Genomic DNA, 21,001 nt, shown 5'->3' on the forward strand with positions numbered 1-21,001 from the left:
GTCCGGCGAGGGGCTTCGCGCCGGTGCGTGACTCGCGGACGTTCGAGAGGTGTGATACCGAGACCTGGTTCCAACAGCCTAGATAGATGGCTTGTCCTATTTCAATGGAAAAGCTTGCCTTGATGGGACTTTGTGGGGTGCACTATTGGTCTCTGAAAATCGTACAAAAGCCCCAAAAGCGACAGTGGTCGGGCAAGGTTTGGATTGCTACCATAAGGCAAATCCAGCGGAGAGCTGGGGTGCAAGTTGCCTCGGTGACCGCTGTTACGGATGGATGAGAAGTGGCTTGAGCTGCGCAGATGCGTTCAGGTCGCACGGGGCCGTGCAGCCGGTGGTTCGGGTGTGGCCACGGTGAAGCGGTGGTTCTTCCCAATTAGCCTGTACAGCGAGCTCACTTGTGAAATAACGTAACTGAACTGAAATCGCCTGATCATGATCTCGGCGATACTGTCGCCGCACAACGATATGCGGATGAGAGCAGGAGACCCCCGATGTCGTCCGGACTCACAGCGAACCCAGCAGGCATGACGCTCCGCGTCCGCCAGGCCGGTTTGCCGTCTCCGGAAACGGCGTCCCTCCCGATGTCCTTCCCTGCGTGCAAGGCTGTGATGCGATGACGGTCCGCCTTCTGACCAACATCGGCCGGCTCTGGACCGGTAACGATGTGTGCAGCAATGCCGCGATCCTGGTGCACAACGACCGGATCGCCTGGGTCGGGCGAGCCGCGGACCTGCCACAGAGCGTTCCCGGGGTGGTCGACGACATCGTCGACGTCGACCACGTCGAGAACCTTGGCGGTGCGCTGGTCACACCCGGCTTGATCGACGCCCACACCCACCCGGTGTACGCGGGCAACCGCTACGCCGAGATGGCCATGCGCTCCGGCGGCTCCAGCTCCTCGGCGATCACCGCGGCCGGCGGCGGCATCGGCTCGACCGTCACGGTGACCCGCGGCACCGACCCCTGGACCCTGTGCAACGGCGTCCGCGAACGCCTGCGCGAGTGGCTGCTCGCCGGCACCACGACCGTCGAGGCCAAGACCGGTTACCACCTCACCCGCGACGGCGAGCTCGCCGACGTGCGGCTGCTGCGCGAGCTTGAGAAGGAACCGATGATGCCGCGCGTGCACGTCACCTTCCTCGCCGCGCACGTCGTCCCGCCGGAGTACTTCGGCCGTCAGCGTGACTACGTCGAAGCGGTGGGCGCCTGGTGCGCCGACGCGGCGGCGGCCGGTGCCGACAGCGTCGACGTCTACTGCGACGAGGGGCACTTCACCACCGACGAGGCCCGCTGGGTCCTGGCGTCCGGCCGCAACGTCGGTCTGCTGCCGCGCGTGCACGCCGGGGCCTACAGCCGTCGCGGCGCGGTCCAGCTCGCCGCCGAACTCGGCTGCGCCTCGGCCGACCTGCTGCACCACACCTCCGACGAGGACATCTCGATCCTGTCCCGCTACGGTGTCCCCGCCGTGGTCTGCCCGGGAACCGCGCTCCAGCGCGGCAGCCTGCCGCCGGTCAGGCGCATGCTCGCCCAGGGCGTCACCGTCGCGCTCGGCAGCGACCACAACCCGGGGCACTGTGGGATCACCTCGATGGCCCTGGTCATCAGTCTCGCGGTGGCGGCCTTCGGGATGAGCGTCAACGACGCGCTGCGCGCGGCGACGCTCGGTGGCGCGACCGTGCTCGGCGTCCCCGACCGCGGCGTCCTCGCCCCCGGCAGACTGGCCGACATCGTCCAGTGGGACGCCGACCACGAGGGTGCCTTCGCCTGGGCGTTCGGCCTCAAGCCGCGCCGGGTCTGGCGCGGCGGCACCCCCGTCCAGTAGGTCTTCCCCCGGTCCCCGGCACCTGCCGGGTGGCCGGGGTCACCGGTGACCTCCCGCGCCTCTTCCCATGGGGCGTGTTTCCCGTGCTCCGCCCCGTAGACCCCCACGGGGGACGGCGTCACGCGACTCAAGGGTTTTCCACAGGCGGTTCGTGAGACGTGGGGTTTTCCCCAGAACCGCGTTCGGCGGCCGGAGGGGCCACGGCGTCGCCGTACCGTCCTGGGCGTGCGGACAACAGATCAGGCCACCGAACGGTTCACGGCCGGGGCACGGCTACGGCTTCTGACGGTCTCGGGCCCTCGCGAACCGGCCACCTTCCCCTCGCTTGCGGGGCGTCCCGGGGGCCGTGAGGCCCTGTTCCCCGAAGCCGGGGGCGGGACGGGGCCGTCATACGCCGGGGTGGCCTTCGGGGACGACCCGCCTTCCGCGGGCGGAGACGGCGAAGCCGCTCCGGACGGCGGTCCCAGGGGCGGAGGCGGTCCTGCGAGCTGGTTGCGGTCGGCCCCGGTGCCGCCGTTCCCGCCCTCCTTCGAGGCCCTCCGTACGGCCGTCGCAGCCCAGGGGCCGGTGCTCGGGCTCAGCCGTTCCGGGCTGCGAGCCCTCGTGCTCGTCGCGATCGTCGCCGCCGCGGTCGCGGGCGTCCACCTGTGGCTGTCCCGGCCGGAGTCTGAGCCCCTCGCGCCGCCCGCACCGATCGCCGGTCCGTCCCCGGCCTCTCAGGAACCGGTGTCCCGTCCGCCCTCCGCACCGCTCACGACGGCGGTCCGGGCCGGGACCGGCCCTCCGGGGGTCCCCGAGGTCACCGTTCATGTCACCGGCAAGGTCCGTCGCCCCGGAGTGGTCACCCTGCCCGGCGGCTCCCGCGTCACCGACGCGCTCCGGGCTGTGGGAGGTGTGCGTGGAGGCGCTTCCTCGGGCTCCCTCAACCTCGCGCGCAGGCTGGTCGACGGAGAGCAGATCGTCGTCGGAGCGCCCAGGGCTCCGGGGGCCGTCGGCGCGATCACGCCCGTCCCCGCCGACCCGGCGGCCGTCGTCCTCGACCTCAACTCCGCGACCCCGCAGCAACTGGAACAGCTACCCGGGGTCGGTGAGGTGCTGGCCCAGCGCATCGTCGAGTACCGCGACGGCCACGGGGGTTTCCGGGGGATCGAGCAACTACGCGAGATCAGCGGCATCGGCGATCGGAAGTACGCCGACCTGAAGGACAGGGTCCACGTATGACCTGGTTGACCGGGCAGGCCGCGAACCCCGGCCAGGACACAGGCCAGGACACACCTGCGCGGGCGCACACCCTGCATCTGGTCCTGCCCGCCCTCGCCTCGTGGATGGCCGCTCTCGTGCTCGTGGGCTGCCCCGCGTCCATCGGGGCCTGCGCGGCTCTGACCGCCCTCGGCGGCGCGCTCCTGACGGCGGTGGCGATCCGCGCCCGGGGTCGTACGGCCTGGCGTGGGGTGGCACTCGCCGTGCTGGTGTGCGTGGCGGCAGCAGCCGGTGTGGTCGCCTTCCACGTGCACGCGGCCGATACGGGGCCGGTGGCCGAGCTGGCCCGGCGGCGGGTCTCGGCGACGTTCGAGGCGGTGGTGACGGACGACCCCCGGGAACGCGCCCAGCGTGGCGGCCTCTCCCGCAGGAGCGGCTTCGTGGTGCCCGCACGCGTCGAGGTGGTCAGGCAGACGTCCGGCACGGCGGGAGAACCGGGAGGCGCGGTGAGGCTGCGAGCCTCGGTGATCTTGCTGGCCACGGGAGAGGAGTGGCGTTCCCTGTTGCCCAGCCAGCGCGTAGCCGTACAAGGGCGGTTCGGGCCCGCGGAGCCCGGAGAACTGCTCGCCGCGGTGGTGCTGGTGCGGGGGCCGCCCCGGGTGCTGAGCGGGCCGTCGTGGGTCCAGCGCGTCGCCGGAGCGCTCCGTGCGGGGTTGCGTGAGGCCTCCGCGGTGCTTCCTCAGGGCCAGCGCGGCCTGCTGCCCGCACTGGTTGTCGGTGACATGTCCCAGATGGACGAACAGGTGAAGGCCGACTTCAAGCAGGCCGGTCTCAGCCATCTGACGGCCGTGTCCGGGGCCAACCTCGCAGTCGTGGCCGGGGCGGCCGTCGCGCTGGCCAGGATCATGGGCCTGCGTCTTCCGCTCAGGGCGGCGCTCGCCGTTCTCGCCATGGTCTTCTTCGCCGTCGTCGCCCGTCCTTCGCCCAGTGTGCTCCGTGCGCTGCTCATGGGCGGCGTCACCGCCCTGGCGCTCGGCACGGGCCGCGCACGCGACGGCTTCGCGGCCCTGTCGGTGACCGTTCTGGGGCTGGTCCTCTTCGACCCCGGCCTCGCGCACTCCTACGGCTTCGCCCTGTCGGTCTTCGCGACCGGCGGCATCCTGGTGCTCGCGCCGCGCTGGCGGGACCGGCTCGCCGGGCGACTGCCCCGCTGGGCCGCGGAGGCGGTCGCCGTGCCCGCGGCGGCACAGGCGGCGGTCACCCCGGTGCTGGTCCTGATGTCAGGGCAGATCGCCCCGGTCGCCGTCCCCGCGAACCTGCTCGCGGGGCCCGCCGTGGCACCCGCGACGCTGCTCGGGTTCGCCGCCTCGCTGACCGCGCCGCTGCACATGGGCGCCGCGCGGTTACTGGCCCGTCCCGCGGGTCTGGCCACCGGGTGGATCGTCGGTGTGGCGGAACGCGCGGCGGGCCTTCCCCTGGCGGTGTTCCCATGGCCCGGTGGCCTCGCCGGACTGGTCGCGCTGCTGGTGGCCGCGCCGCTCGCCGTGCTGGCGCTGCGGCGCCGGTGGTCACGCCGGGTGGTCGCCGCGGTGGCCGTCGGGGTGCTCCTCGCCGTCGTCGTGGCCGGATCGGTCGTGACCCGTCGCTCCTCCGGAGGTTGGCTGCTGGTCGCGTGCGATGTGGGCCAGGGTGACGCGCTGCTGGTCGCCGCGGGTCCCGGTCGCGCCGTGGTGGTCGACACGGGGCCGGATCCCGTTCGGATGGACCGCTGCCTGAGGTCCATGGGGGTCAGGCAGGTCCCGCTCGTCGTCCTCACCCACCCGCACTTCGACCACGTGGGCGGCCTGGACGGGGTCTTCCGCGGCCGGCCGGTCGGAGCGGTCGTGGTCACCCCGCGCGATGTGGCCGAGCGCGAGAGCGTCCGGCTGAGCGCGGACCTGACCCGCCGGGGAGTCGCCGAGTGGACGGCGCAGCCGGGGACGCGGTGGCGCTTCGGCCCCTCGGAGCTCACGGTCCTCGCACCGTGGGACGGGACGTCCCCGCCAGGGGGAGGGGAGGGCACGACCATAAACAACGCCAGCGTCGTGCTGCACGTGCGCTGGGCGGCCGGTACCGCGTTGCTCAGCGGGGACGTCGAGACCGAGGCGCAGGCCGAGCTGCTCAGGAGAGGTCTGCCGCGGGCTGACATCCTCAAGGTCCCCCACCATGGTTCGGCGAGATATGACCCCGGCTTTCTCGCGGCCACCGGTGCTCGCGCGGCACTGATCAGCGTGGGTGCGGGCAACGACTACGGCCACCCGGCTCCCTCCACCGTCACCGGGCTGCTGGCGCTCGGTATGCGGGTCTATCGGACGGACCTGTCAGGCACGCTGACCGTGGTCGCACGGGAGGCGGGGCTGGCCGTCGTCAGAGAGAGGTGACGTCTCTGGACGACCTTCGGCCCGGATACTCCCGGAGGAGCCGGGCGCCTTCGGGCGGATGCCGACGTCTTCGAGGAATCCCGGTGCTCTGGGACGTTCCCCGAGGCCTCGGCCGCCCTGGGACGGCCTGGACGCCGTCGGGTGACTCGGACGCCGTCGGGTGACTCGGACGCCGTCGGGCGGCCCGGCGTCTTGGGCGGCCTGAGTGCTCTCGGTGTCTGTGGACGCCGATCGACGTGCCCGGCGGAGAGTTAGGCTTTGCTTCATGATCAAAACATGGGACGCCACAGCACCGGGGGTGATGAGGCTGCCGTCGGGGCGGCTCGTCCGGGGCCGGGGCCTTCGGTACCCGCTTCCCGAAGGGGAAAGACCCGTCTTCGCGCTCTACCTTCTGGGACGACGGCCTCCCGTCGTCAGCTGGGAGCACCGCTGGCTCCGCTGGCCCGACTTCTGGCTTCCGTCCGACCGGACGGAGGCCGTCGAGGCGCTGCGTGAGGTCTGGGAGCGTGCCGGAAGTGAGCGGGTCGAGGTCGCCTGCGGCGGTGGGCGTGGCCGTACGGGCACGGCTCTGGCCTGTGTCGCGGTGCTGGACGGGGTTCCGGCCGCGGAGGCGGTCGCCTACGTTCGTGAGCACTACGCCGCAGGGGCCGTCGAGACGCCCTGGCAGCGCCGCTACGTGGCCCGATTTCCATGACGACGGCGAACGACGGCCTTCCGGCCTGGCCGCTACCGGACGCGCCTGAGGACCTTGTCGTCCACGAAGGGCAGTTCCACCGGGTGATCGTCGGCGCGGACCGGGTCGTGTGCCTGCCACGCACCAGGGCGGCGGCCTCCCGGCTGCCCCGGCGCGTGGAGGTGCTGCGGCTGCTCGCGGAACTCGACCTCGGGTTCGACACGCCCTCACCTCTGTTCGAACACGGCACCCGGGACACGGACGGGCGATCGGCCCCCGGGGACGCGCTTCTCGGACACGGCACCGGAGACGTGGACGGATGGCCTTTTCTCGTCCTCAGCCGTGTTCCCGGGGCTCCGCTCGAGGTGGACACGCTCAAGGACCCCGCCGTGGCCGAGGCCGTGGCGGCACGGTACGTCACGCTGCTGGCCTCACTGGCCGGGGCGGGTTCGGACGAGAGGGCGCGGGCCGCCCTGACGGCGCCCCGGGACCGCTGGCGGTGTTTCGCGCAGGATGTCAGGAGTGAGCTGTTCGGGCTCATGTCGCAGGATGGGCGGCGGCGGGCCGACCGGGAACTCGTGGCCCTCGACGACCTTCCGCATCTCACCGACGCGCTGGTGCACGGCGACCTCGGTGTGGAGAACGTCCTGTGGGAGATCGTCGATGGACGGCCCCGGCTCGGCGGGGTGGTCGACTGGGACGAGGTCACGATCGGAGACCAGGCCGAGGACCTGGCGGCGATCGGCGCCGGTCACGGCGGGGCCTTCCTGAGACGGGTGTTCGCCCTCGGCGGCTGGTCCGGTGACACGGCGGCCCGTGTCACCGTGATCGGCCGGACCTTCGCCCTGCAGCAGGCCCTGTCCGCCTTCCGGGACGAGGACGAGGAAGAACTGGCGGACGGCCTGTCCGCCTACCGTTGAGCCCACCGGGTCTCCGGGTCAGACCGGGACCGCGGTCTCAAGGGGACGGTGGAACTCGGTGTCGATGTCGGCGGCGTAGAGGGAACGGCCGCAGGGGGAGCAGCGATACATGATCGGCCCCTCGTCGAGGGCCGTGCCGCAGTGCGGACAGGTGTGACGGCTGACGGTGGAATTCATTGGGAATCTCTCCTCTGTTCACCTGGAGTGTGCCGCACGCCGCCTGCGGATCGGTTGCGAATCGCTTGTCGATCGATACTCGGGTTTGTTCGCCTCGGGCGGCGCGGGTCGCCGGAGCGGGGCCGAGGAGGTGCCGCACACGTGACACAGGCCGAATCTCCGGCACTCATGCCGGGGAGCGCGTCAATCGACTGGCCGCACGTGGCATGCTGCTGGACATGGCGGCGACCAACCCAGCACCGGTGACCCTGGTAGTCGGAGACGAGGAACTCCTCGCGGACCGCGCGGTCGGCGAGGTGGTCGCCGCGGCGCGGGCGTCCGACGCGGGGGCCGAGGTCCACGACCTGGTCGGCGGGAAGGTACAGCCGGGGGAGCTGACCCAGCTGACCTCGCCGTCACTGTTCGGCGACAGGTCGGTGGTGGTGATCCGCTCCGCGCAGGACCTCGTCAAGGAGGTGATCGCGGAGATCGTCTCCTACACCGCGAACCCGTCTGAGGACACCGTGCTGGTCCTGGTCCACCCCGGCGGGGTCAAGGGCAAGGCACTGGTCGACGGCGTCAAGAAGGCCGGTGCCCACGTGGTCACCGTGGCCAAGGTCACCAAGCCGGCGGAACGGCTCGCCTTCGTCAAGGCGGAGCTGAGGCGGGCGGGGCGCACCATCGGCGGTGACGCGGCGGCCGCGCTGCTCGACGCGGTGGGGAACGATCTGCGGGAACTCGCCGCAGCCTGCAACCAGCTCGCCTTCGACACGCCGGGCAAGACCATCGACGAGGCGGCCGTCGCCCGCTACCACCGGGGGCGGGCCGAGGTCAGCGGATTCACCGTCGCGGACTCCGCCGTCGAGGGGCGCCTGGGTGACGCCCTTGAGCAGTTGCGCTGGGCGCTGGCCACCGGCACGGCGCCCGTTCTGCTGGTGAGCGCGCTCGCCGGAGGCCTGCGTTCGCTGGCGAAGGTCGGCGGGGCGCCGCGCAACATGCGTGGCGGGCAGCTCGCCAGTCACCTCGGCATGCCTCCCTGGAAGGTCGACCGGGTACAGCGGCAGCTGAACGGCTGGGGTCCTGAGGGGATCGCTCGCGCCCTTCAGGCGACCGCGGCGGCCGACGAACAGGTCAAGGGTGGCGGCGCCGATCCCGCCTACGCGCTTGAGCACATGGTGCAGATCGTCGTCGCCAGCCGTACCGGCCGTTAGCCCGCGTCGGGGGTCGAGGAGAGGCGGGCGCGGCGGAACGCCGGGAGCTGGCCCGCGACCGTCGCGGTCAGCGCCAGGAAGAAACCGGTCAGCTGGAGTGGGCTCAACGACTGGTTCAAGACGATCCAACCGGCCAGGGCGGCGGTGAGCGGGCTGAGGGTGCCCAGCAGGGAGACCTGCGGGGGCGCCAGACGGCCGACCCCGCGAAACCACAGACTGTAGGCGGCGGCCGTACCGACGAGGCCCAGCCAGGCGTAGCCGGCGACGGCGGCGCCGTCCAGCGTGGGAGGCGGCCCCTCGACGGCGAAGGCGACCGGGGCGATCATGAGGCCGCCCGCGGTGAGCTGCCAGCCGGTGAGGGTCAGGTCGCCGACGCCGGGTGGTTTGCCCCACGCACGGGTGAGGACGACCCCGGCGGCCATGCCGGTCGCGCCGAGCAGACCCGCGGCGACTCCCGTGACGTCGAGGGCGGCGTTGGCCCTCAGCACCACGAGGGAGACGCCCACGGTGGCCGCGATCGCGGCGGCGACACGGTGGAGCGAGACGGTCTCGCGGAGCACGGCGCGGGTGAGCCCGGCGACGATGAGCGGCTGGATGGAGCCGAGGACGGCCGCGACCCCGCCGGGCAGCCGGTAGGCGGACAGGAACAGCAGCGGGAAGAACAGGCCGATGTTGAGCCCGCCGAGCACCGCCGCCCGCCACCACCAGTCGCCGCGGGGCAGCGTGCGTGTCACGGCCACCAGGAGCAGCCCGGCGGGGAGCGCGCGCATCAGGGCGGTGAACAGCGGGCGCTCCGGAGGGAGCAGCACGGTGGTCACGACATAGGTCGTGCCCCAGACCGCCGGGGCGAGTGCGGTGACGGCCACCAGGGCGGCACGGGGGGAGGGCACGGAATCTCCTTCAGAAGCCTCGACGTCGATTAACTTAGTATTGAGTTAATCGACATCAAGCTATGTGATCGCGCGGACCCCTCCGAGCCGCCCAAGGGGGACAAAACAAGAACGCCGCGCCCCGTAGGGCGCGGCGTTCCGAAGAACCCTGGACTACTTGGCGGCCGCGAGGGCGGCGGCGCGCTGGGCGATCGCCGACTTGCGGTTGGCAGCCTGGTTCTTGTGGATGACGCCCTTGCTGGCGGCCTTGTCCAGCTGGCGGGAAGCGGCGCGCATGAGCACGACGGCCTCGTCGACGTTGCCCTGGTCGGCGGCCTCGCGGAACTTGCGGACGGCCGTCTTCAGGGAAGACTTGACAGCCTTGTTACGCAGCCGGGCCTTCTCGTTCTGCCGGTTGCGCTTGATCTGGGACTTGATGTTCGCCACGAAGAAGCCTCGGTGAATGTCGTCGGAGTGGGGCGCGCGGGCAGAGAGGGCGCGCCACACGCAGTTGAATAGGCTACCAATCACCCGGGTGGTCGCTCAAATCGACAACCTGGGCGTAGGAGTGTTCACCCAGCTTACCGTGTCCGCCTCCGGCCGCGTGCGCGCATCGCCGCCGGAGAGTCGTCGGAGAGCCGTCAGGGGGCCGCCGGTCTGGAAGGAGGGCTTCGGTGGCGTCAGGGGTTGAACCAGGAGTCCTCATACTCCTTCCAGTCCTCGGGTGTGGCGGCGAAGTCCACGTAGAGCGCCAGCCCGAACAGCTCCCGGCGGGTCCCGTGCGAGGTCAGCGCCAGTCTGGCGCCCTCGGCCGCCGTCGCGACGCTCTCCGCCGCGTCCCCCCAGACCACGCCGTGGTCGTGGTAGGCGGGTGCGCCGATCAGCACCGTCTTGTCGTCCGGCACGAGGCCGAGCGCCAGGGTGCCCTGCCGTACGACGTGGCCGCCGTAGAGGATCGTGGAGGGGTAGTAGGAGTCGTAGGTCATGATGGCCACCTGGTCGGTACGGGAGGCCACATCCCTGAAGTAGTCCGGGGACCAGTACTTGTCGTGTCCGATGGCCAGACGCGCGACGGGCCGGGTGAGCGGGAACGGCTCGATCTGGGGCGTCGAGACGGAGAGCAGGTCCTTGCCGACGATCTGGCGGGTCCGGTCGAGCAGGTCGAGGAAGCCGGCGTCGCCGTCCCCGACCGGTTCGAAGTCGTAGTGCACGCCGTCGTAGCCCACGGCCATGACCGCGCGGGCGCCGTCGAGCACCCGCTGGCGCGCGGCCGCGTCGCCGAGGCTGAGGCGGCCGTTCACCTTCTGCCCCAGCCACGCCGAGGCCCGGACGCCGGGAAGCCGCGCGTGGATCTCCTTGAGGAAGGCGGCGGCCCCGGAGTACTTCTCGGGGGAAAGCGCGCCGTCGAGGCCGAACGGGCCCGAATGGACGTACAGGTCCTTGATCCCGGTGCCGCGCAGCCGTACGGTCAGGGCCTTGACGTCGGCGGCGTCCTTGCGGCCGTCCACCCACATGTGACCGAGCCACAGGGCGTCATGGCCCGTGCTCTTCGCCCACGGGGCGGGCGTCCCGGTAAACTGGATCGTGAGGGTGGCCGCTGCCACCCCGGGCAGCACAAGGAGCACGGCCGCGACCGCCACGAGAAGGCGCAGGCCGCGTCGTGCTCTGGTCCGGGTAATCACCCGGACATGTCACCATGGAGAACGGCTGGTATGCCAGCCGTAGATCGTCGTCAATCCCGTCGAAACGGACACCGGTGCGCATTCAGCCTGGCCAGACCGATCCCGCGGTGATCCGCAACTTCTGCATCATCGCGCACATCGACCATGGCAAGTCAACGCTTGCCGACCGCATGTTGCAGATCACCGGCGTGGTCGACGACCGCTCCATGCGCGCCCAGTATCTCGACCGGATGGACATCGAGCGCGAGCGCGGCATCACGATCAAGTCGCAGGCGGTCAGGCTGCCGTGGCAGGTCGACGGCGCCGACTACGTCCTCAACATGATCGACACCCCCGGGCACGTCGACTTCACCTACGAGGTCTCCCGCTCCCTGCAGGCGTGCGAGGGCGCGATCCTGCTGGTCGACGCCGCGCAGGGCATCGAGGCGCAGACGCTGGCCAACCTCTACCTGGCCATGAACAACGACATGACGATCATCCCGGTGCTCAACAAGATCGACCTCCCGGCCGCCCAGCCGGAGAAGTACGCCGCGGAGATCGCCCACCTCATCGGCTGTGAGCCCGAGGACGTCCTGAAGGTGTCCGGCAAGACCGGCGTCGGCGTCAGGGAGCTGCTCGACCACGTCGTCGAGCGGGTCCCCGCCCCGGTCGGCGAGGCCGCCGCTCCCGCCCGCGCGCTGATCTTCGACTCCGTCTACGACACCTACCGCGGCGTGGTCACCTACGTCCGGGTCATGGACGGCCACCTGGGCAAGCGTGAGCGCATCCTGATGATGTCCAGCGGCGCCACCCACGAGACCCTGGAGATCGGCGTCATCTCCCCCGAGCCCAAGATCGCGGACAAGGGCCTCGGCGTCGGTGAGGTGGGCTACCTGATCACCGGCGTGAAGGACGTGCGCCAGTCGCGGGTGGGTGACACCGTCACCTCGGGCGCGCAGCCCGCCGCGAAGCCGCTCAGCGGTTACGAGCACCCCAAGCCGATGGTGTTCTCCGGCCTCTACCCGATCGACGGCGACGACTACCCCGAGCTCCGCGAGGCGCTGGACAAGCTGCAGCTCAACGACGCGGCCCTGGTCTACGAGCCGGAGACCTCGGCGGCGCTCGGCTTCGGCTTCCGCTGCGGCTTCCTCGGCCTGCTCCACATGGAGATCGTCAGGGAGCGCCTTGAGCGGGAGTTCAACCTCTCCCTCATCTCCACCGCGCCCAACGTGATCTACCGGGTGATCATGGAGGACGCCAAGGAGTTCACGGTCACCAACCCCTCGGAGTTCCCCACGGGCAAGGTGGACAAGGTCTTCGAGCCGATGGTCAAGGCGACCGTGCTGGTCCCCTCCGAGTTCATCGGCGCCATCATGGAGCTGTGCCAGAACCGCAGAGGCAATCTGCAGGGCATGGACTACCTGTCCGAGGACCGGGTCGAGATCCGTTACACCATGCCGCTCGGCGAGATCATCTTCGACTTCTTCGACCAGCTCAAGTCCCGCACGCGCGGCTACGCCTCGCTCGACTACGAGCCCTCCGGCGAGCAGGAGTCCGAGCTGGTCAAGGTCGACATCCTGCTCCAGGGCGAGGCGGTCGACGCCTTCAGCGCCATCGTCCACAAGGACAAGGCCTACTCCTACGGCGTCGAGATGGCCAAGAAGCTTCGCGAGCTCATCCCGAGGCAGCAGTTCGAGGTGCCGATCCAGGCCGCCATCGGCGCCCGGGTCATCGCCAGGGAGAACATCCGCGCCATCCGCAAGGACGTGCTCGCCAAGTGCTACGGCGGCGACATCTCCCGTAAGCGCAAGCTGCTGGAGAAGCAGAAGGAGGGCAAGAAGCGGATGAAGATGGTCGGCCGTGTCGAGGTCCCCCAGGAGGCCTTCGTCGCCGCGCTGTCCACCGAGTCCTCCTCGGCGGACAAGCCGAAGAAGTGAGATGCGACGCCCCCGCCCGCGAGGAGCGCGGACGGGGGCGTCGGGGTGGTGCGGGCGGGGCGGCCGATGACCCAGGATCGCCGGCCCCGCCCGGTCTCAGGGGAGACTCAGCGCAGGACCTTGTAGAGCGCCGAGGTGAGGGACGCCTTGTCGTCGTCCTGGTCGATGGACCACATCATCGAGCCGCCCAGGCCCCGCAGGCGGATGTAGGCCGCCTTCTGGAGCACCGTGGCCGGGTCGTCGTAGGACCAGAACTCGTTGCCGTCGTAGAGCCAGTTGGCGCCGGTCAGCACGTCGCGGTAGCGCTTTCCTGGCTTCTTGACCAGGTTCTTGTAGTCGTCGGTGCCCGCCGCCCAGGTGCCCTGCGCGGGGCCGGTCGCGGGCTTGAACAGGCCGTTGCCGCCCGCGGTCACACCGGTCCAGCCCTGGCCGTACGCCGGGATGCCGACCACGATCTTCTTCGCCGAGGCGCCGCGGTTCAGGTAGTCGCGCACGGTCTGCTCGACGCTGTACTTCACCGTGTTGGGGTCGCGCCGGTCGGTGAACAGGTTGCCGTTGTGACCGGTGATCGGGTCCCACGAGCCGCGCAGGTCGTAGCCCTGGATGGTGGCGAAGGTGAGGTTCTTGAAGACGTCGCGGACCTCGAAGCCCGCGTCGATCTTCGGTCCGCCCGCGGGCAGGAAGGCCGTCAGCTCACTGCGCCGGTCGTACTGGTTGAGCTGGCGGCGCAGCTCGGTGGTGAACAACGTGAAGTTGTGCTTGTCCTCGGGCCTGACGACGTTGCCCTCGTTGCCCTCGCTGCCGGGCCACTCCCAGTCGAGGTCGATGCCGTCGAACACGCCCGCCCCGGTGCCGGCCGCGGTGTCGGGCAGGTTGCCGCGAAGCCACAGGTCGATGCAGGAGGCGGCCAGCTTGGCGCGGCTCTCCTCGGTGAGGACGGCGTCGGAGAAGTACTTCGAGCCGCTCCAGCCGCCGAGGGAGATCAGGGCCTTGAGGCCGGGGTGCTTGGCCTTGAGCTTCTTGAGCTGGTTCAGGTTGCCGTTCAGGGCCTGGCCTGGGGCGTCGGCGACGCCGTCCACGCTCTGCTCGGCGGGTACCGGTCGCTGCCAGTCGGCCCAGGCGTCCGAGGAGACGCACGTACCCTCGGCGCTGACGGACCCGAAGGCGTAGTTGATGTGGGTCAGTTTCGCCGCCGCGCCGCTGGTCTCCATGTCCTTGACGTGGTAGTTGCGTCCGTAGACGCCCCACTGGATGAAGTAGGCGACCCGCTTGAAGCGGTCACCGTGGCCGGTGTTGGTCTGGGCCTGGGCGGGCGCCGGGGCGGCGGTGGCCGCGAGACCGGCGGCCAGGGCCGCGGCGAGCGTGTTCCGGAGGAGTCTCTGCACGGGCTTCTCCACGTTGCCTGGGGGGCCTTGGGGGGTGGAACTTATAGGAAACTTTCCTTTAAGTTTTCCCGGATCGTAGACCTGGGCGATCTACCCGTCAACGGTCTGGCCGGATCCGGCGTACCGGGCACCGCGTCCGGGGCGGCAGACTTGGTCACGTGCCATCCACACTTCCCGACGGCGATCCGGTACCCCCCTCGGGTGACCTGCCGGAGAGCGCGCTCCACGGCCTGGGGGAGCGGCCCTTCGGCTTCTACGTCCACGTCCCCTTCTGCGTGACCCGGTGCGGCTACTGCGACTTCAACACCTACACCGCCTCGGAGCTGGGCCCCGGCGCCTCCCGCGAGGACTACGCGCGCACCGCGATCAGGGAGGTACGGCGAGCACGCGCCAACCTCGGCGAGGCCGACCTGCCGGTCCGGACCGTCTTCTTCGGCGGGGGCACCCCCACCCTGCTGCCCGCGGCCGACCTGGTCGCAATCCTGAAGGTGATCGGGGAGGAGTTCGGCCTCGCGCCGGGCGCCGAGGTGACCACCGAGGCCAATCCCGAGTCGGTCGACCCGGCCTACCTTGAGGAGCTGCGCGACGGCGGGTTCACCCGGATGAGCTTCGGCATGCAGAGCGCCCGCGAGCACGTGCTGCGGGTCCTCGAACGGGCGCACACCCCCGGCCGCCCGGCCCAGGCCGTCGCGGAGGCCCGTGCGGCGGGGTTCGAGCACGTCAACCTGGATCTGATCTACAGCACGCCGGGGGAGAGCGACGACGACTGGCGGGCCTCACTGGCCGCCGCGATCGAGGCGGGGCCCGATCATGTGTCGGCCTACTCGCTGATCGTGGAGGACGGCACCAGGCTCGCGGCCAGGATCCGGCGAGGCGAGCTGCCGATGCCGGACGACGACGTGGCCGCCGACCGCTATCTCATCGCCGACGGCATGCTCGCCGAGGCCGGGTTCGAGTGGTACGAGGTGTCCAACTGGGCCACCTCGGAGGCGGCGCGCTGCAGGCACAACCTGCTGTACTGGACCGGCGGCGACTGGTGGGGGGTCGGTCCCGGAGCGCACAGCCACGTCGGGGGCACCCGGTGGTGGAACGTCAAGCATCCGGCGGCCTACGCCCAGCGCCTGACCTCCGGTGCCTCGCCCGCGTACGCCCGCGAGGTGCTCACCTCGCAGGACAGGGCGGTCGAGCGCCTGATGCTGGAGCTGAGACTCTCCGCGGGCTTCCCGCTTCGCGAGCTGGACAGGCCGAGGGTCGTCGCCAGAGCCCTGGCGGACGGCCTGCTCGAAGTGGAGCCGTTCAAGACCGGGCGGGCGGTGCTCACGCTGCGGGGCCGCCTGCTGGCCGACGCCCTGGTGCGCGACCTGACCTGACCGGTACGGGACTCAGCTCACGAACCGGATGTTCAGCGGGTAACGGTAGCTCTCTCCGCGGTTGGCCGCGACGGCGGCGATGATCATCAGGATGAGTGAGCCGATCCAGACCAGCGGCATCAGCAGGAAGCCGATCAGCACGAAGGCCAGCACCCAGGAGACCAGATAGGCGATCATCAGGGTGAGCTGGAAGTTCAGCGCCTCGGCCGCCTGGGCCCGCACGTAGGGGGCCTCGTCCCGCTTGGCGAGGTAGAGCACCAGCGGACCGACGAACGAGGTCAGCAGGCCCAGCAGGTGGGCGAGCATCGCCATGGTCGTGTCGTCGGTGCCCGGACGCGGGCCCTGCCCGCCGTAACCGCCGTAACCGGGCACGCCGTACCCCTGGTGACCGTACGGCCAGCCGCCCTGGGGCGGGTACCCCTGGTATCCCTGCCCGGGAGGAGGCCCGGGGTAGGGCCCGGGGGGAGGGCCTGGAGGGGGGCCGGGCTGAGGGCCGGGCCACGCTCCGTACCCAGGCCGGGGGTGCTCCTCGTGCGGGAACCGCTCGGGATTGTCGCTCATGGCCATCTCCTCGATGGGGTGGGTCAGTCGTCCTGGGCGGGGTCGGTCACGAAGTCGATCAGCCGCTCGACCGGGCCGAGGAGCTCCGGTTCGAGATCGGCGTAGGTGGTGACCGATCCGAGGATGCGGCGCCAGGCCTCCGCGGGATCGACGCCCCATCCGAGGGCGGCGATGACGCCCTCCTTCCACGGCAGGCCGCGCGGCACCCGGGGCCAGGCGTCGATCCTCAGCGCCGACGGTTTGACGGCCTGCCAGACGTCCACGAACGGGTGCCCGGCGACCAGCACGTGGGGCGAGGAGACCTCGGCCGCTATCCGGCTCTCCTTGGACCCGGCGACCAGATGGTCGACGAGCACACCGAGACGACGCTCAGGGCCGGGCCCGAACTCCGCGACGATCTCGGGGAGGTGGTCGACGCCCTCGAGGTACTCGACCACGACGCCCTCGACGCGCAGGTCGTGTCCCCAGACCTTCTCGACCAGCGCGGCGTCGTGCACGCCCTCCACGTAGATCCGGCTCTCCCTGGCGACCCGGGCCCGCAGGCCCTCGACCGCGATGGATCCGGAGGCGCTGCGCCGTGGCCCCTGGGGCCCCTGGGGTCCCCGGGAGCCCGGAGACGCGGCGGCGGGCCGTACCAGGGTCACCGTCCTGCCTTCGAGGAGGAACGCGGCCGGGTCGAGCGGGAACAGGCGCCGCCGCCCGAAGCGGTCCTCCAGGGTGACGGCCTCCTTGTCGCAGGCGACCACGGCGCCGCAGAAGCCGCTCTCGGCGTCCTCGACGACCAGGTCGGGCTCGGCGGGGACCTGGGGGATCCTCCCCTTGAGGGGACGACGCCAGTTTCCCGCCAGCACGTCACGCTCGTACATCACCGGCCGTCAGCCACCTCTCGCAGGGGATCACGTGGGACGGTAGCAAAGAGCGGGCCTCACCTGCCGTAGGCTCCGGGCTGTCCCCACTGGGCCGCCGCGGCCGCGGCCTGGCGCTTGCGGGCGCCGCTGCGCTTGACCAGCACGACGATCGTCACGATGACGGCCAGCAGGAACCCGATCCCCGGCACGCCGAACAGCATCAGCGTGCCGCTGATCACCGAGTCGGCCACGATCTCCTTGCCCACGCCGAACTTGGCGTCGACCCCGCCCGAGGTGGTGCAGGTGATCGGGTAGTCGCCCGCCTTGTCCACCCCGATCCGCAGGGCGAGCTCCCACAGCTGCCCGTCGGCGGTGACGGTCTGCTGGAAGCTCGGCCGCTGGAGCTTGACGGTTCCCGGGGCGCCCTCGATCTGGCACTCGAAGTTCGTGCCCTTGGCCGCGGCGACGTAGATGGCGGGCTTGTTCGCCGGGTCGATGCTGACGGTCGTCTTCTGGTCGGGGCCGAAGGAGGAGGTCGGGGCGGCTTCGGTGACCGCGTTGAAGAGACCGCCCGCGAAACCGACGAAGCCAATGATCACGCTCAGCACGAAGAGCAGCCACACGCCGACGATCCAGCCGACGCTGGGCTTCACCTTCGGCGGCGGGCCCTGGGGGGCGCCGTATCCCGGGGGCGGGTAGCCGAAGGAGGGGCCGCCCTGCTGGTACTGCTGTTGCTGCTGGTGGGGCTGGCCGTACGGCTGCTGGGGGGTGCCGTAACCCGAAGGGGATCCGAAATCATTGGACATATACCTAATTGTGGCCCTTACCACTTGGATAGCGATAGCAGCTGACTTGACAATGGCTTGCTCCAGGACCCGCTCCCGCCCATCCTGGTGCCGTGTTATCGCACCCCCCGGGCTGGAGCCGTACACTTGGCACTCGGGAACACCGAGTGCCAGACCTGGCGTTTCCCGTCCGAGCGCAGGTAGGAGGTGAGCACGTTGGTTGACGACCGCAAGCTGGCGGTCCTACGCGCCATCGTCGAGGACTACGTGTCCACCAATGAGCCGGTCGGCTCGAAGGCTCTCGCGGAGCGTCACAACCTGGGTGTGTCCCCCGCGACCATCCGCAACGACATGGCGGTGCTGGAGGAGCAGGGCTACATCGCCCAGCCCCACACCAGCGCGGGCCGGGTGCCGACGGACAAGGGCTACCGGCTGTTCGTCGACCGCCTCTCCCAGGTGAAGCCGCTGTCCGGCGCGGAGAGGAGGGCCATCGAGAGCTTCCTCGCGGGCGCCGTCGACCTCGACGACGTCGTGATGCGCACGGTACGGCTGCTGGCCCAGCTGACCCGTCAGGTCGCCGTGGTCCAGTACCCCACGATCTCCAACTCCAAGGTCCGCCACGTCGAGCTGGTCCCGCTGAACGAGCACCGCCTGATGTTCGTGCTCATCACCAACACCGGGCGGGTCGAGCAGCGCGTGGTGGAGCTGCAGGAGGTCATCGACGACAACCGCGTGGCGCACCTGCGCGCGGTGCTCAACGCCTGCCTGGACGGCTGCGGGCTGGCCAGTGTTCCCGACATGGTCGCCGACCTGCCAGAACGGCTGCCCGCCGAGGACAGGCCCGTCGCGGCCACCATCCTTTCGGTCCTGCTTGAGTCCCTTGTGGACCGGCATGATGAGAAGATCGTTTTCGCCGGGGCCGCCAATCTCGCGGGGGCCGACTTCACCGTCGGGCTCCGCGACGTGCTGGAGGCCCTGGAGGAGCAGGTGGTGCTCATGCGCCTGCTCGGTGAGACCTCGGACCTGTCGGCGCTGACGGTGCGCATCGGCTCGGAGAACCCTTACACGGGTCTCCAGGGCACATCCATCGTCGCCGCCGGATACGGTTCGGGTGGCAAGCAACTGGCCCGGCTCGGTGTGCTGGGTCCGACACGTATGGACTACCCGGTCACGATGGGCGCGGTGCGCGCGGTGGCACGCTACGTCAGCCAGATCCTGGCTGCATCCTAAGAGGTCAACTAAGTGGCTACTAAGAGTGACTACTACGGCACCCTGGGGGTGCGGCGCGACGCCAGCGCGGAGGAGATCAAGAAGGCCTACCGCCGCCTGGCCAGGGAGCTGCATCCCGATGTGAACCCCGACCCTGAGACCCAGGAGCGGTTCAAGGACATCACCCAGGCCTACGAGGTGCTGTCCGACCCCAACAAGCGTCAGATGTACGACATGGGCGCCGACCCGTTCTCCTCGGGTGGCGCGGGCGCCGGAGGCTTCGGCGCCGGCTTCCCCTTCAGCGACATCATGGACGCCTTCTTCGGCGCGGCGGGCGGCGGCGCGGGGCGCGGTCCCCGCTCGCGGGCCCGCAGGGGCCGCAACGCCACCATCAGGGTCGAACTCGACCTGCGGGAGGCGGCCTTCGGCACGACCCGCGAGCTGGTGGTCGACACCGCGATCCTGTGCGAGGTCTGCACCGGCTCCGGCGCGGCGGCGGGCACCCACCCCGACACCTGTGACGTCTGCCACGGGCGCGGCGAGGTCTCCCAGGTCACCCGGTCCTTCCTCGGCCAGGTCATGACCTCCCGTCCCTGCCCGCAGTGCGGCGGGTTCGGTTCGATCATCCGCAACCCCTGCCAGGAGTGCTCCGGCGACGGCCGGGTCCGCACCCGGCGGACCATCAAGGTCCGCATCCCCGCGGGAGTCGAGGACGGCACCCACATCCAGCTCGCCGGCGAGGGCGAGATCGGTCCCGGCGGCGGCCCGCCCGGTGACCTGTTCCTGGAGATCGTCGAGCGCCCCCACGAGACGTTCGAGCGCCGCGGCGACGACCTGCACTGCACCGTGCAGATCCCGATGACCGCCGCCGCGCTCGGCACGATCCTGACGCTGGAGACACTCGACGGCGCCGAGGAGCTGGACGTCCGCCCCGGCACCCAGTCCGGGCAGACCATCCCGCTGTACGGCAAGGGCATCCAGCGCCTCAACGAGACCGGCAGGGGAGACCTGCTGATCCACGTCAACGTCGAGACTCCCGCCCGTCTCGACCAGGCTCAGGAGGAGCTCCTGCGCGAGCTGGCCAGGCTCCGCGGCGAGGAGCGCCCGCCCGGCAAGTTCGCCCCCGGCCAGCAGGGCTTCTTCTCCCGCCTGCGGGACGCCTTCAATGGCCGCTGATCCGGCGGGCGCCCGCGGGGCCTGTGAGGGCCGATGACGGTTCCGGTCTTCCTGGCGGAGCCGGGTGACCTGGCCCGGCGGGAGTTCGTCTTCGGCGGCCCCGAGGGCCGCCACGCGGCTGCCGTACGGCGGCTGCGGGCGGGGGAGCGGCTCGACCTCACCGACGGCGCGGGGGCGGTCGCCGAGTGCGTCGTGCTCGACGCGGGCAAGGACTCGCTCCGGGTGGAGGTGCTGCGCCGCTACGAGGTCGTGCCGCCGCGCCCCCGCCTGGTCGTCGTGCAGGGCCTGCCCAAGGGCGACAGGGGAGAGCTGGCCGTCGAGATGATGACCGAGGCCGGGGTCGACGTGATCGTCCCCTGGTCCGCCGCCAGGTGCGTCACCCAGTGGAAGGGCGAGCGCGCGGCCAAGTCCCTGGCCCGCTGGCGCTCGACCGCGCGGGAGGCGGGCAAGCAGTCCCGGCGCTTCCTGCTGCCCGAGGTGACCGAACCCGCGACGACCTCCCGGGTCGCCGCCCTGCTGGCGGAGGCCGCGCTCGGCGTCGTGCTGCACGAGGAGGCCGCCACGCCGCTGTCCACCCTTCCCCTGCCCGCAGGGGACGATGGCGACATCGGAGACGTCGTCGTGGTCGTCGGTCCCGAGGGCGGCGTCACCGAGGAGGAGATCGCCGCCTTCCGTGAGGCGGGGGCGGTGGCCGCGCTGCTCGGGCCCACGGTGCTGCGCACCTCGACGGCGGGCGTCGCCGCCGCGGCAGTGCTACAGGCCCGTACCGGCCGCTGGTGACGGGGCTCGCCGGAGCGC

Annotated in this window: 19 protein-coding genes; 11 read left to right on the plus strand and 8 right to left on the minus strand. The window is 70.9% G+C overall.

The window, feature by feature from the left end; all coding sequences use genetic code 11:
- Nucleotides 1–613: 613 nt before the first annotated feature.
- The 5 genes from hutI to ABZ463_RS09020 all read left to right on the plus strand — a co-directional run bounded on the left by hutI (nucleotide 614) and on the right by ABZ463_RS09020 (nucleotide 7,035).
- Entirely contained in the window at nucleotides 614–1,822 is a 1,209-nt protein-coding gene (gene hutI, locus ABZ463_RS09000) for an imidazolonepropionase (protein WP_352008585.1), read from the plus strand.
- Nucleotides 1,823–2,047: 225 nt separating this feature from the next.
- Nucleotides 2,048–3,043 carry a helix-hairpin-helix domain-containing protein gene (locus tag ABZ463_RS09005; protein WP_362774608.1) on the plus strand — a complete coding sequence of 332 codons (996 nt, stop codon included), beginning with the start codon at nucleotides 2,048–2,050 and terminating at the stop codon, nucleotides 3,041–3,043.
- A complete protein-coding gene (locus ABZ463_RS09010; RefSeq protein ID WP_362774611.1) occupies nucleotides 3,040–5,442 on the plus strand; it encodes a ComEC/Rec2 family competence protein in 2,403 nt (800 codons plus the stop codon). The genes ABZ463_RS09005 and ABZ463_RS09010 overlap by 4 nt, the downstream gene beginning before the upstream one ends.
- Nucleotides 5,443–5,707: 265 nt before the next feature.
- Nucleotides 5,708–6,136 (plus strand): protein-tyrosine phosphatase family protein, encoded by a 429-nt coding sequence (locus ABZ463_RS09015; protein ID WP_352008588.1) that lies wholly within the window; start codon nucleotides 5,708–5,710, stop codon nucleotides 6,134–6,136.
- Entirely contained in the window at nucleotides 6,133–7,035 is a 903-nt protein-coding gene (locus tag ABZ463_RS09020) for an aminoglycoside phosphotransferase family protein (protein WP_362774616.1), read from the plus strand. The genes ABZ463_RS09015 and ABZ463_RS09020 overlap by 4 nt, the downstream gene beginning before the upstream one ends.
- Nucleotides 7,036–7,053: 18 nt before the next feature.
- Here the strand turns inward: ABZ463_RS09020 and ABZ463_RS09025 are convergent, their stop codons facing one another.
- Nucleotides 7,054–7,212, minus strand: coding sequence for a hypothetical protein (locus tag ABZ463_RS09025; RefSeq protein ID WP_352008590.1), 159 nt, complete (start codon nucleotides 7,210–7,212; stop codon nucleotides 7,054–7,056).
- Nucleotides 7,213–7,430: 218 nt separating this feature from the next.
- Between ABZ463_RS09025 and holA the strand changes: the two genes are divergently transcribed.
- Complete coding sequence (gene holA / locus ABZ463_RS09030; protein ID WP_362774619.1) at nucleotides 7,431–8,402, plus strand: DNA polymerase III subunit delta; 972 nt, start codon at nucleotides 7,431–7,433, stop codon at nucleotides 8,400–8,402.
- On the opposite strand, the gene ABZ463_RS09035 is transcribed toward holA, so the two are convergent.
- From ABZ463_RS09035 to ABZ463_RS09045, 3 genes are all read right to left on the minus strand, one after another.
- The gene (locus ABZ463_RS09035) at nucleotides 8,399–9,292 is read right to left on the minus strand and encodes an EamA family transporter (protein ID WP_362774622.1); all 894 of its coding nucleotides are present in this window, start codon (nucleotides 9,290–9,292) and stop codon (nucleotides 8,399–8,401) included. The two genes, holA and ABZ463_RS09035, sit on opposite strands and share 4 nt — an antisense overlap.
- A gap of 153 nt (nucleotides 9,293–9,445) precedes the next feature.
- Nucleotides 9,446–9,718, minus strand: a complete 273-nt coding sequence (gene rpsT / locus ABZ463_RS09040; protein ID WP_352008593.1) for a 30S ribosomal protein S20 — start codon at nucleotides 9,716–9,718, stop codon at nucleotides 9,446–9,448.
- 233 nt (nucleotides 9,719–9,951) lie between these two features.
- The gene (locus ABZ463_RS09045; protein ID WP_362774626.1) at nucleotides 9,952–10,953 is read right to left on the minus strand and encodes a hypothetical protein; all 1,002 of its coding nucleotides are present in this window, start codon (nucleotides 10,951–10,953) and stop codon (nucleotides 9,952–9,954) included.
- Between the two features lie 74 nt (nucleotides 10,954–11,027).
- Between ABZ463_RS09045 and lepA the strand changes: the two genes are divergently transcribed.
- Nucleotides 11,028–12,869 carry a translation elongation factor 4 gene (gene lepA, locus ABZ463_RS09050; protein WP_352008595.1) on the plus strand — a complete coding sequence of 614 codons (1,842 nt, stop codon included), beginning with the start codon at nucleotides 11,028–11,030 and terminating at the stop codon, nucleotides 12,867–12,869.
- A gap of 107 nt (nucleotides 12,870–12,976) precedes the next feature.
- On the opposite strand, the gene ABZ463_RS09055 is transcribed toward lepA, so the two are convergent.
- Nucleotides 12,977–14,254, minus strand: a complete 1,278-nt coding sequence (locus ABZ463_RS09055; RefSeq protein WP_352008596.1) for a glycoside hydrolase family 18 protein — start codon at nucleotides 14,252–14,254, stop codon at nucleotides 12,977–12,979.
- 158 nt (nucleotides 14,255–14,412) lie between these two features.
- Between ABZ463_RS09055 and hemW the strand changes: the two genes are divergently transcribed.
- A complete protein-coding gene (hemW, locus tag ABZ463_RS09060; RefSeq protein ID WP_362774630.1) occupies nucleotides 14,413–15,624 on the plus strand; it encodes a radical SAM family heme chaperone HemW in 1,212 nt (403 codons plus the stop codon).
- Nucleotides 15,625–15,636: 12 nt separating this feature from the next.
- Here the strand turns inward: hemW and ABZ463_RS09065 are convergent, their stop codons facing one another.
- Genes ABZ463_RS09065 through ABZ463_RS09075 form a run of 3 tightly spaced genes read right to left on the minus strand, consistent with a single transcriptional unit; the run spans nucleotide 15,637 to nucleotide 17,839 of the window.
- On the minus strand, nucleotides 15,637–16,185 hold the full coding sequence (locus ABZ463_RS09065; protein ID WP_352008598.1) for a DUF4870 domain-containing protein: 549 nt from the start codon (nucleotides 16,183–16,185) through the stop codon (nucleotides 15,637–15,639).
- A 23-nt stretch (nucleotides 16,186–16,208) separates the two neighbouring features.
- The gene (locus tag ABZ463_RS09070; protein WP_352009439.1) at nucleotides 16,209–17,051 is read right to left on the minus strand and encodes a DUF3097 domain-containing protein; all 843 of its coding nucleotides are present in this window, start codon (nucleotides 17,049–17,051) and stop codon (nucleotides 16,209–16,211) included.
- Nucleotides 17,052–17,110: 59 nt separating this feature from the next.
- Complete coding sequence (locus ABZ463_RS09075) at nucleotides 17,111–17,839, minus strand: hypothetical protein (RefSeq protein WP_352008599.1); 729 nt, start codon at nucleotides 17,837–17,839, stop codon at nucleotides 17,111–17,113.
- Nucleotides 17,840–18,034: 195 nt separating this feature from the next.
- Here ABZ463_RS09075 and hrcA point away from each other — a divergent pair, with 195 nt between their 5' ends.
- Genes hrcA through ABZ463_RS09090 form a run of 3 tightly spaced genes read left to right on the plus strand, consistent with a single transcriptional unit; the run spans nucleotide 18,035 to nucleotide 20,983 of the window.
- A complete protein-coding gene (gene hrcA, locus ABZ463_RS09080; protein ID WP_352009440.1) occupies nucleotides 18,035–19,048 on the plus strand; it encodes a heat-inducible transcriptional repressor HrcA in 1,014 nt (337 codons plus the stop codon).
- A 12-nt stretch (nucleotides 19,049–19,060) separates the two neighbouring features.
- Nucleotides 19,061–20,203, plus strand: coding sequence for a molecular chaperone DnaJ (gene dnaJ, locus ABZ463_RS09085; RefSeq protein ID WP_352008600.1), 1,143 nt, complete (start codon nucleotides 19,061–19,063; stop codon nucleotides 20,201–20,203).
- A gap of 33 nt (nucleotides 20,204–20,236) precedes the next feature.
- Nucleotides 20,237–20,983 (plus strand): 16S rRNA (uracil(1498)-N(3))-methyltransferase, encoded by a 747-nt coding sequence (locus ABZ463_RS09090; protein WP_362774635.1) that lies wholly within the window; start codon nucleotides 20,237–20,239, stop codon nucleotides 20,981–20,983.
- Nucleotides 20,984–21,001 lie beyond the last annotated feature (18 nt).

It is taken from the genome of Streptosporangium sp. NPDC020145 (assembly GCF_040631275.1).
Lineage (GTDB): Bacteria > Actinomycetota > Actinomycetes > Streptosporangiales > Streptosporangiaceae > Streptosporangium.

Bases quoted from the DNA above. Each gene is read 5' to 3' on its own strand.
- hutI (WP_352008585.1), top strand. From the start codon at position 614: ATGACGGTCCGCCTTCTGACCAACATCGGCCGGCTCTGGACCGGTAAC.
- ABZ463_RS09010 (WP_362774611.1), top strand. From the start codon at position 3,040: ATGACCTGGTTGACCGGGCAGGCCGCGAACCCCGGCCAGGACACAGGC.
- ABZ463_RS09015 (WP_352008588.1), top strand. From the start codon at position 5,708: ATGATCAAAACATGGGACGCCACAGCACCGGGGGTGATGAGGCTGCCG.
- ABZ463_RS09020 (WP_362774616.1), top strand. From the start codon at position 6,133: ATGACGACGGCGAACGACGGCCTTCCGGCCTGGCCGCTACCGGACGCG.
- ABZ463_RS09025 (WP_352008590.1), bottom strand. From the start codon at position 7,212: ATGAATTCCACCGTCAGCCGTCACACCTGTCCGCACTGCGGCACGGCC.
- holA (WP_362774619.1), top strand. From the start codon at position 7,431: ATGGCGGCGACCAACCCAGCACCGGTGACCCTGGTAGTCGGAGACGAG.
- ABZ463_RS09065 (WP_352008598.1), bottom strand. From the start codon at position 16,185: ATGAGCGACAATCCCGAGCGGTTCCCGCACGAGGAGCACCCCCGGCCT.
- ABZ463_RS09070 (WP_352009439.1), bottom strand. From the start codon at position 17,051: ATGTACGAGCGTGACGTGCTGGCGGGAAACTGGCGTCGTCCCCTCAAG.
- ABZ463_RS09075 (WP_352008599.1), bottom strand. From the start codon at position 17,839: ATGTCCAATGATTTCGGATCCCCTTCGGGTTACGGCACCCCCCAGCAG.
- ABZ463_RS09090 (WP_362774635.1), top strand. From the start codon at position 20,237: ATGACGGTTCCGGTCTTCCTGGCGGAGCCGGGTGACCTGGCCCGGCGG.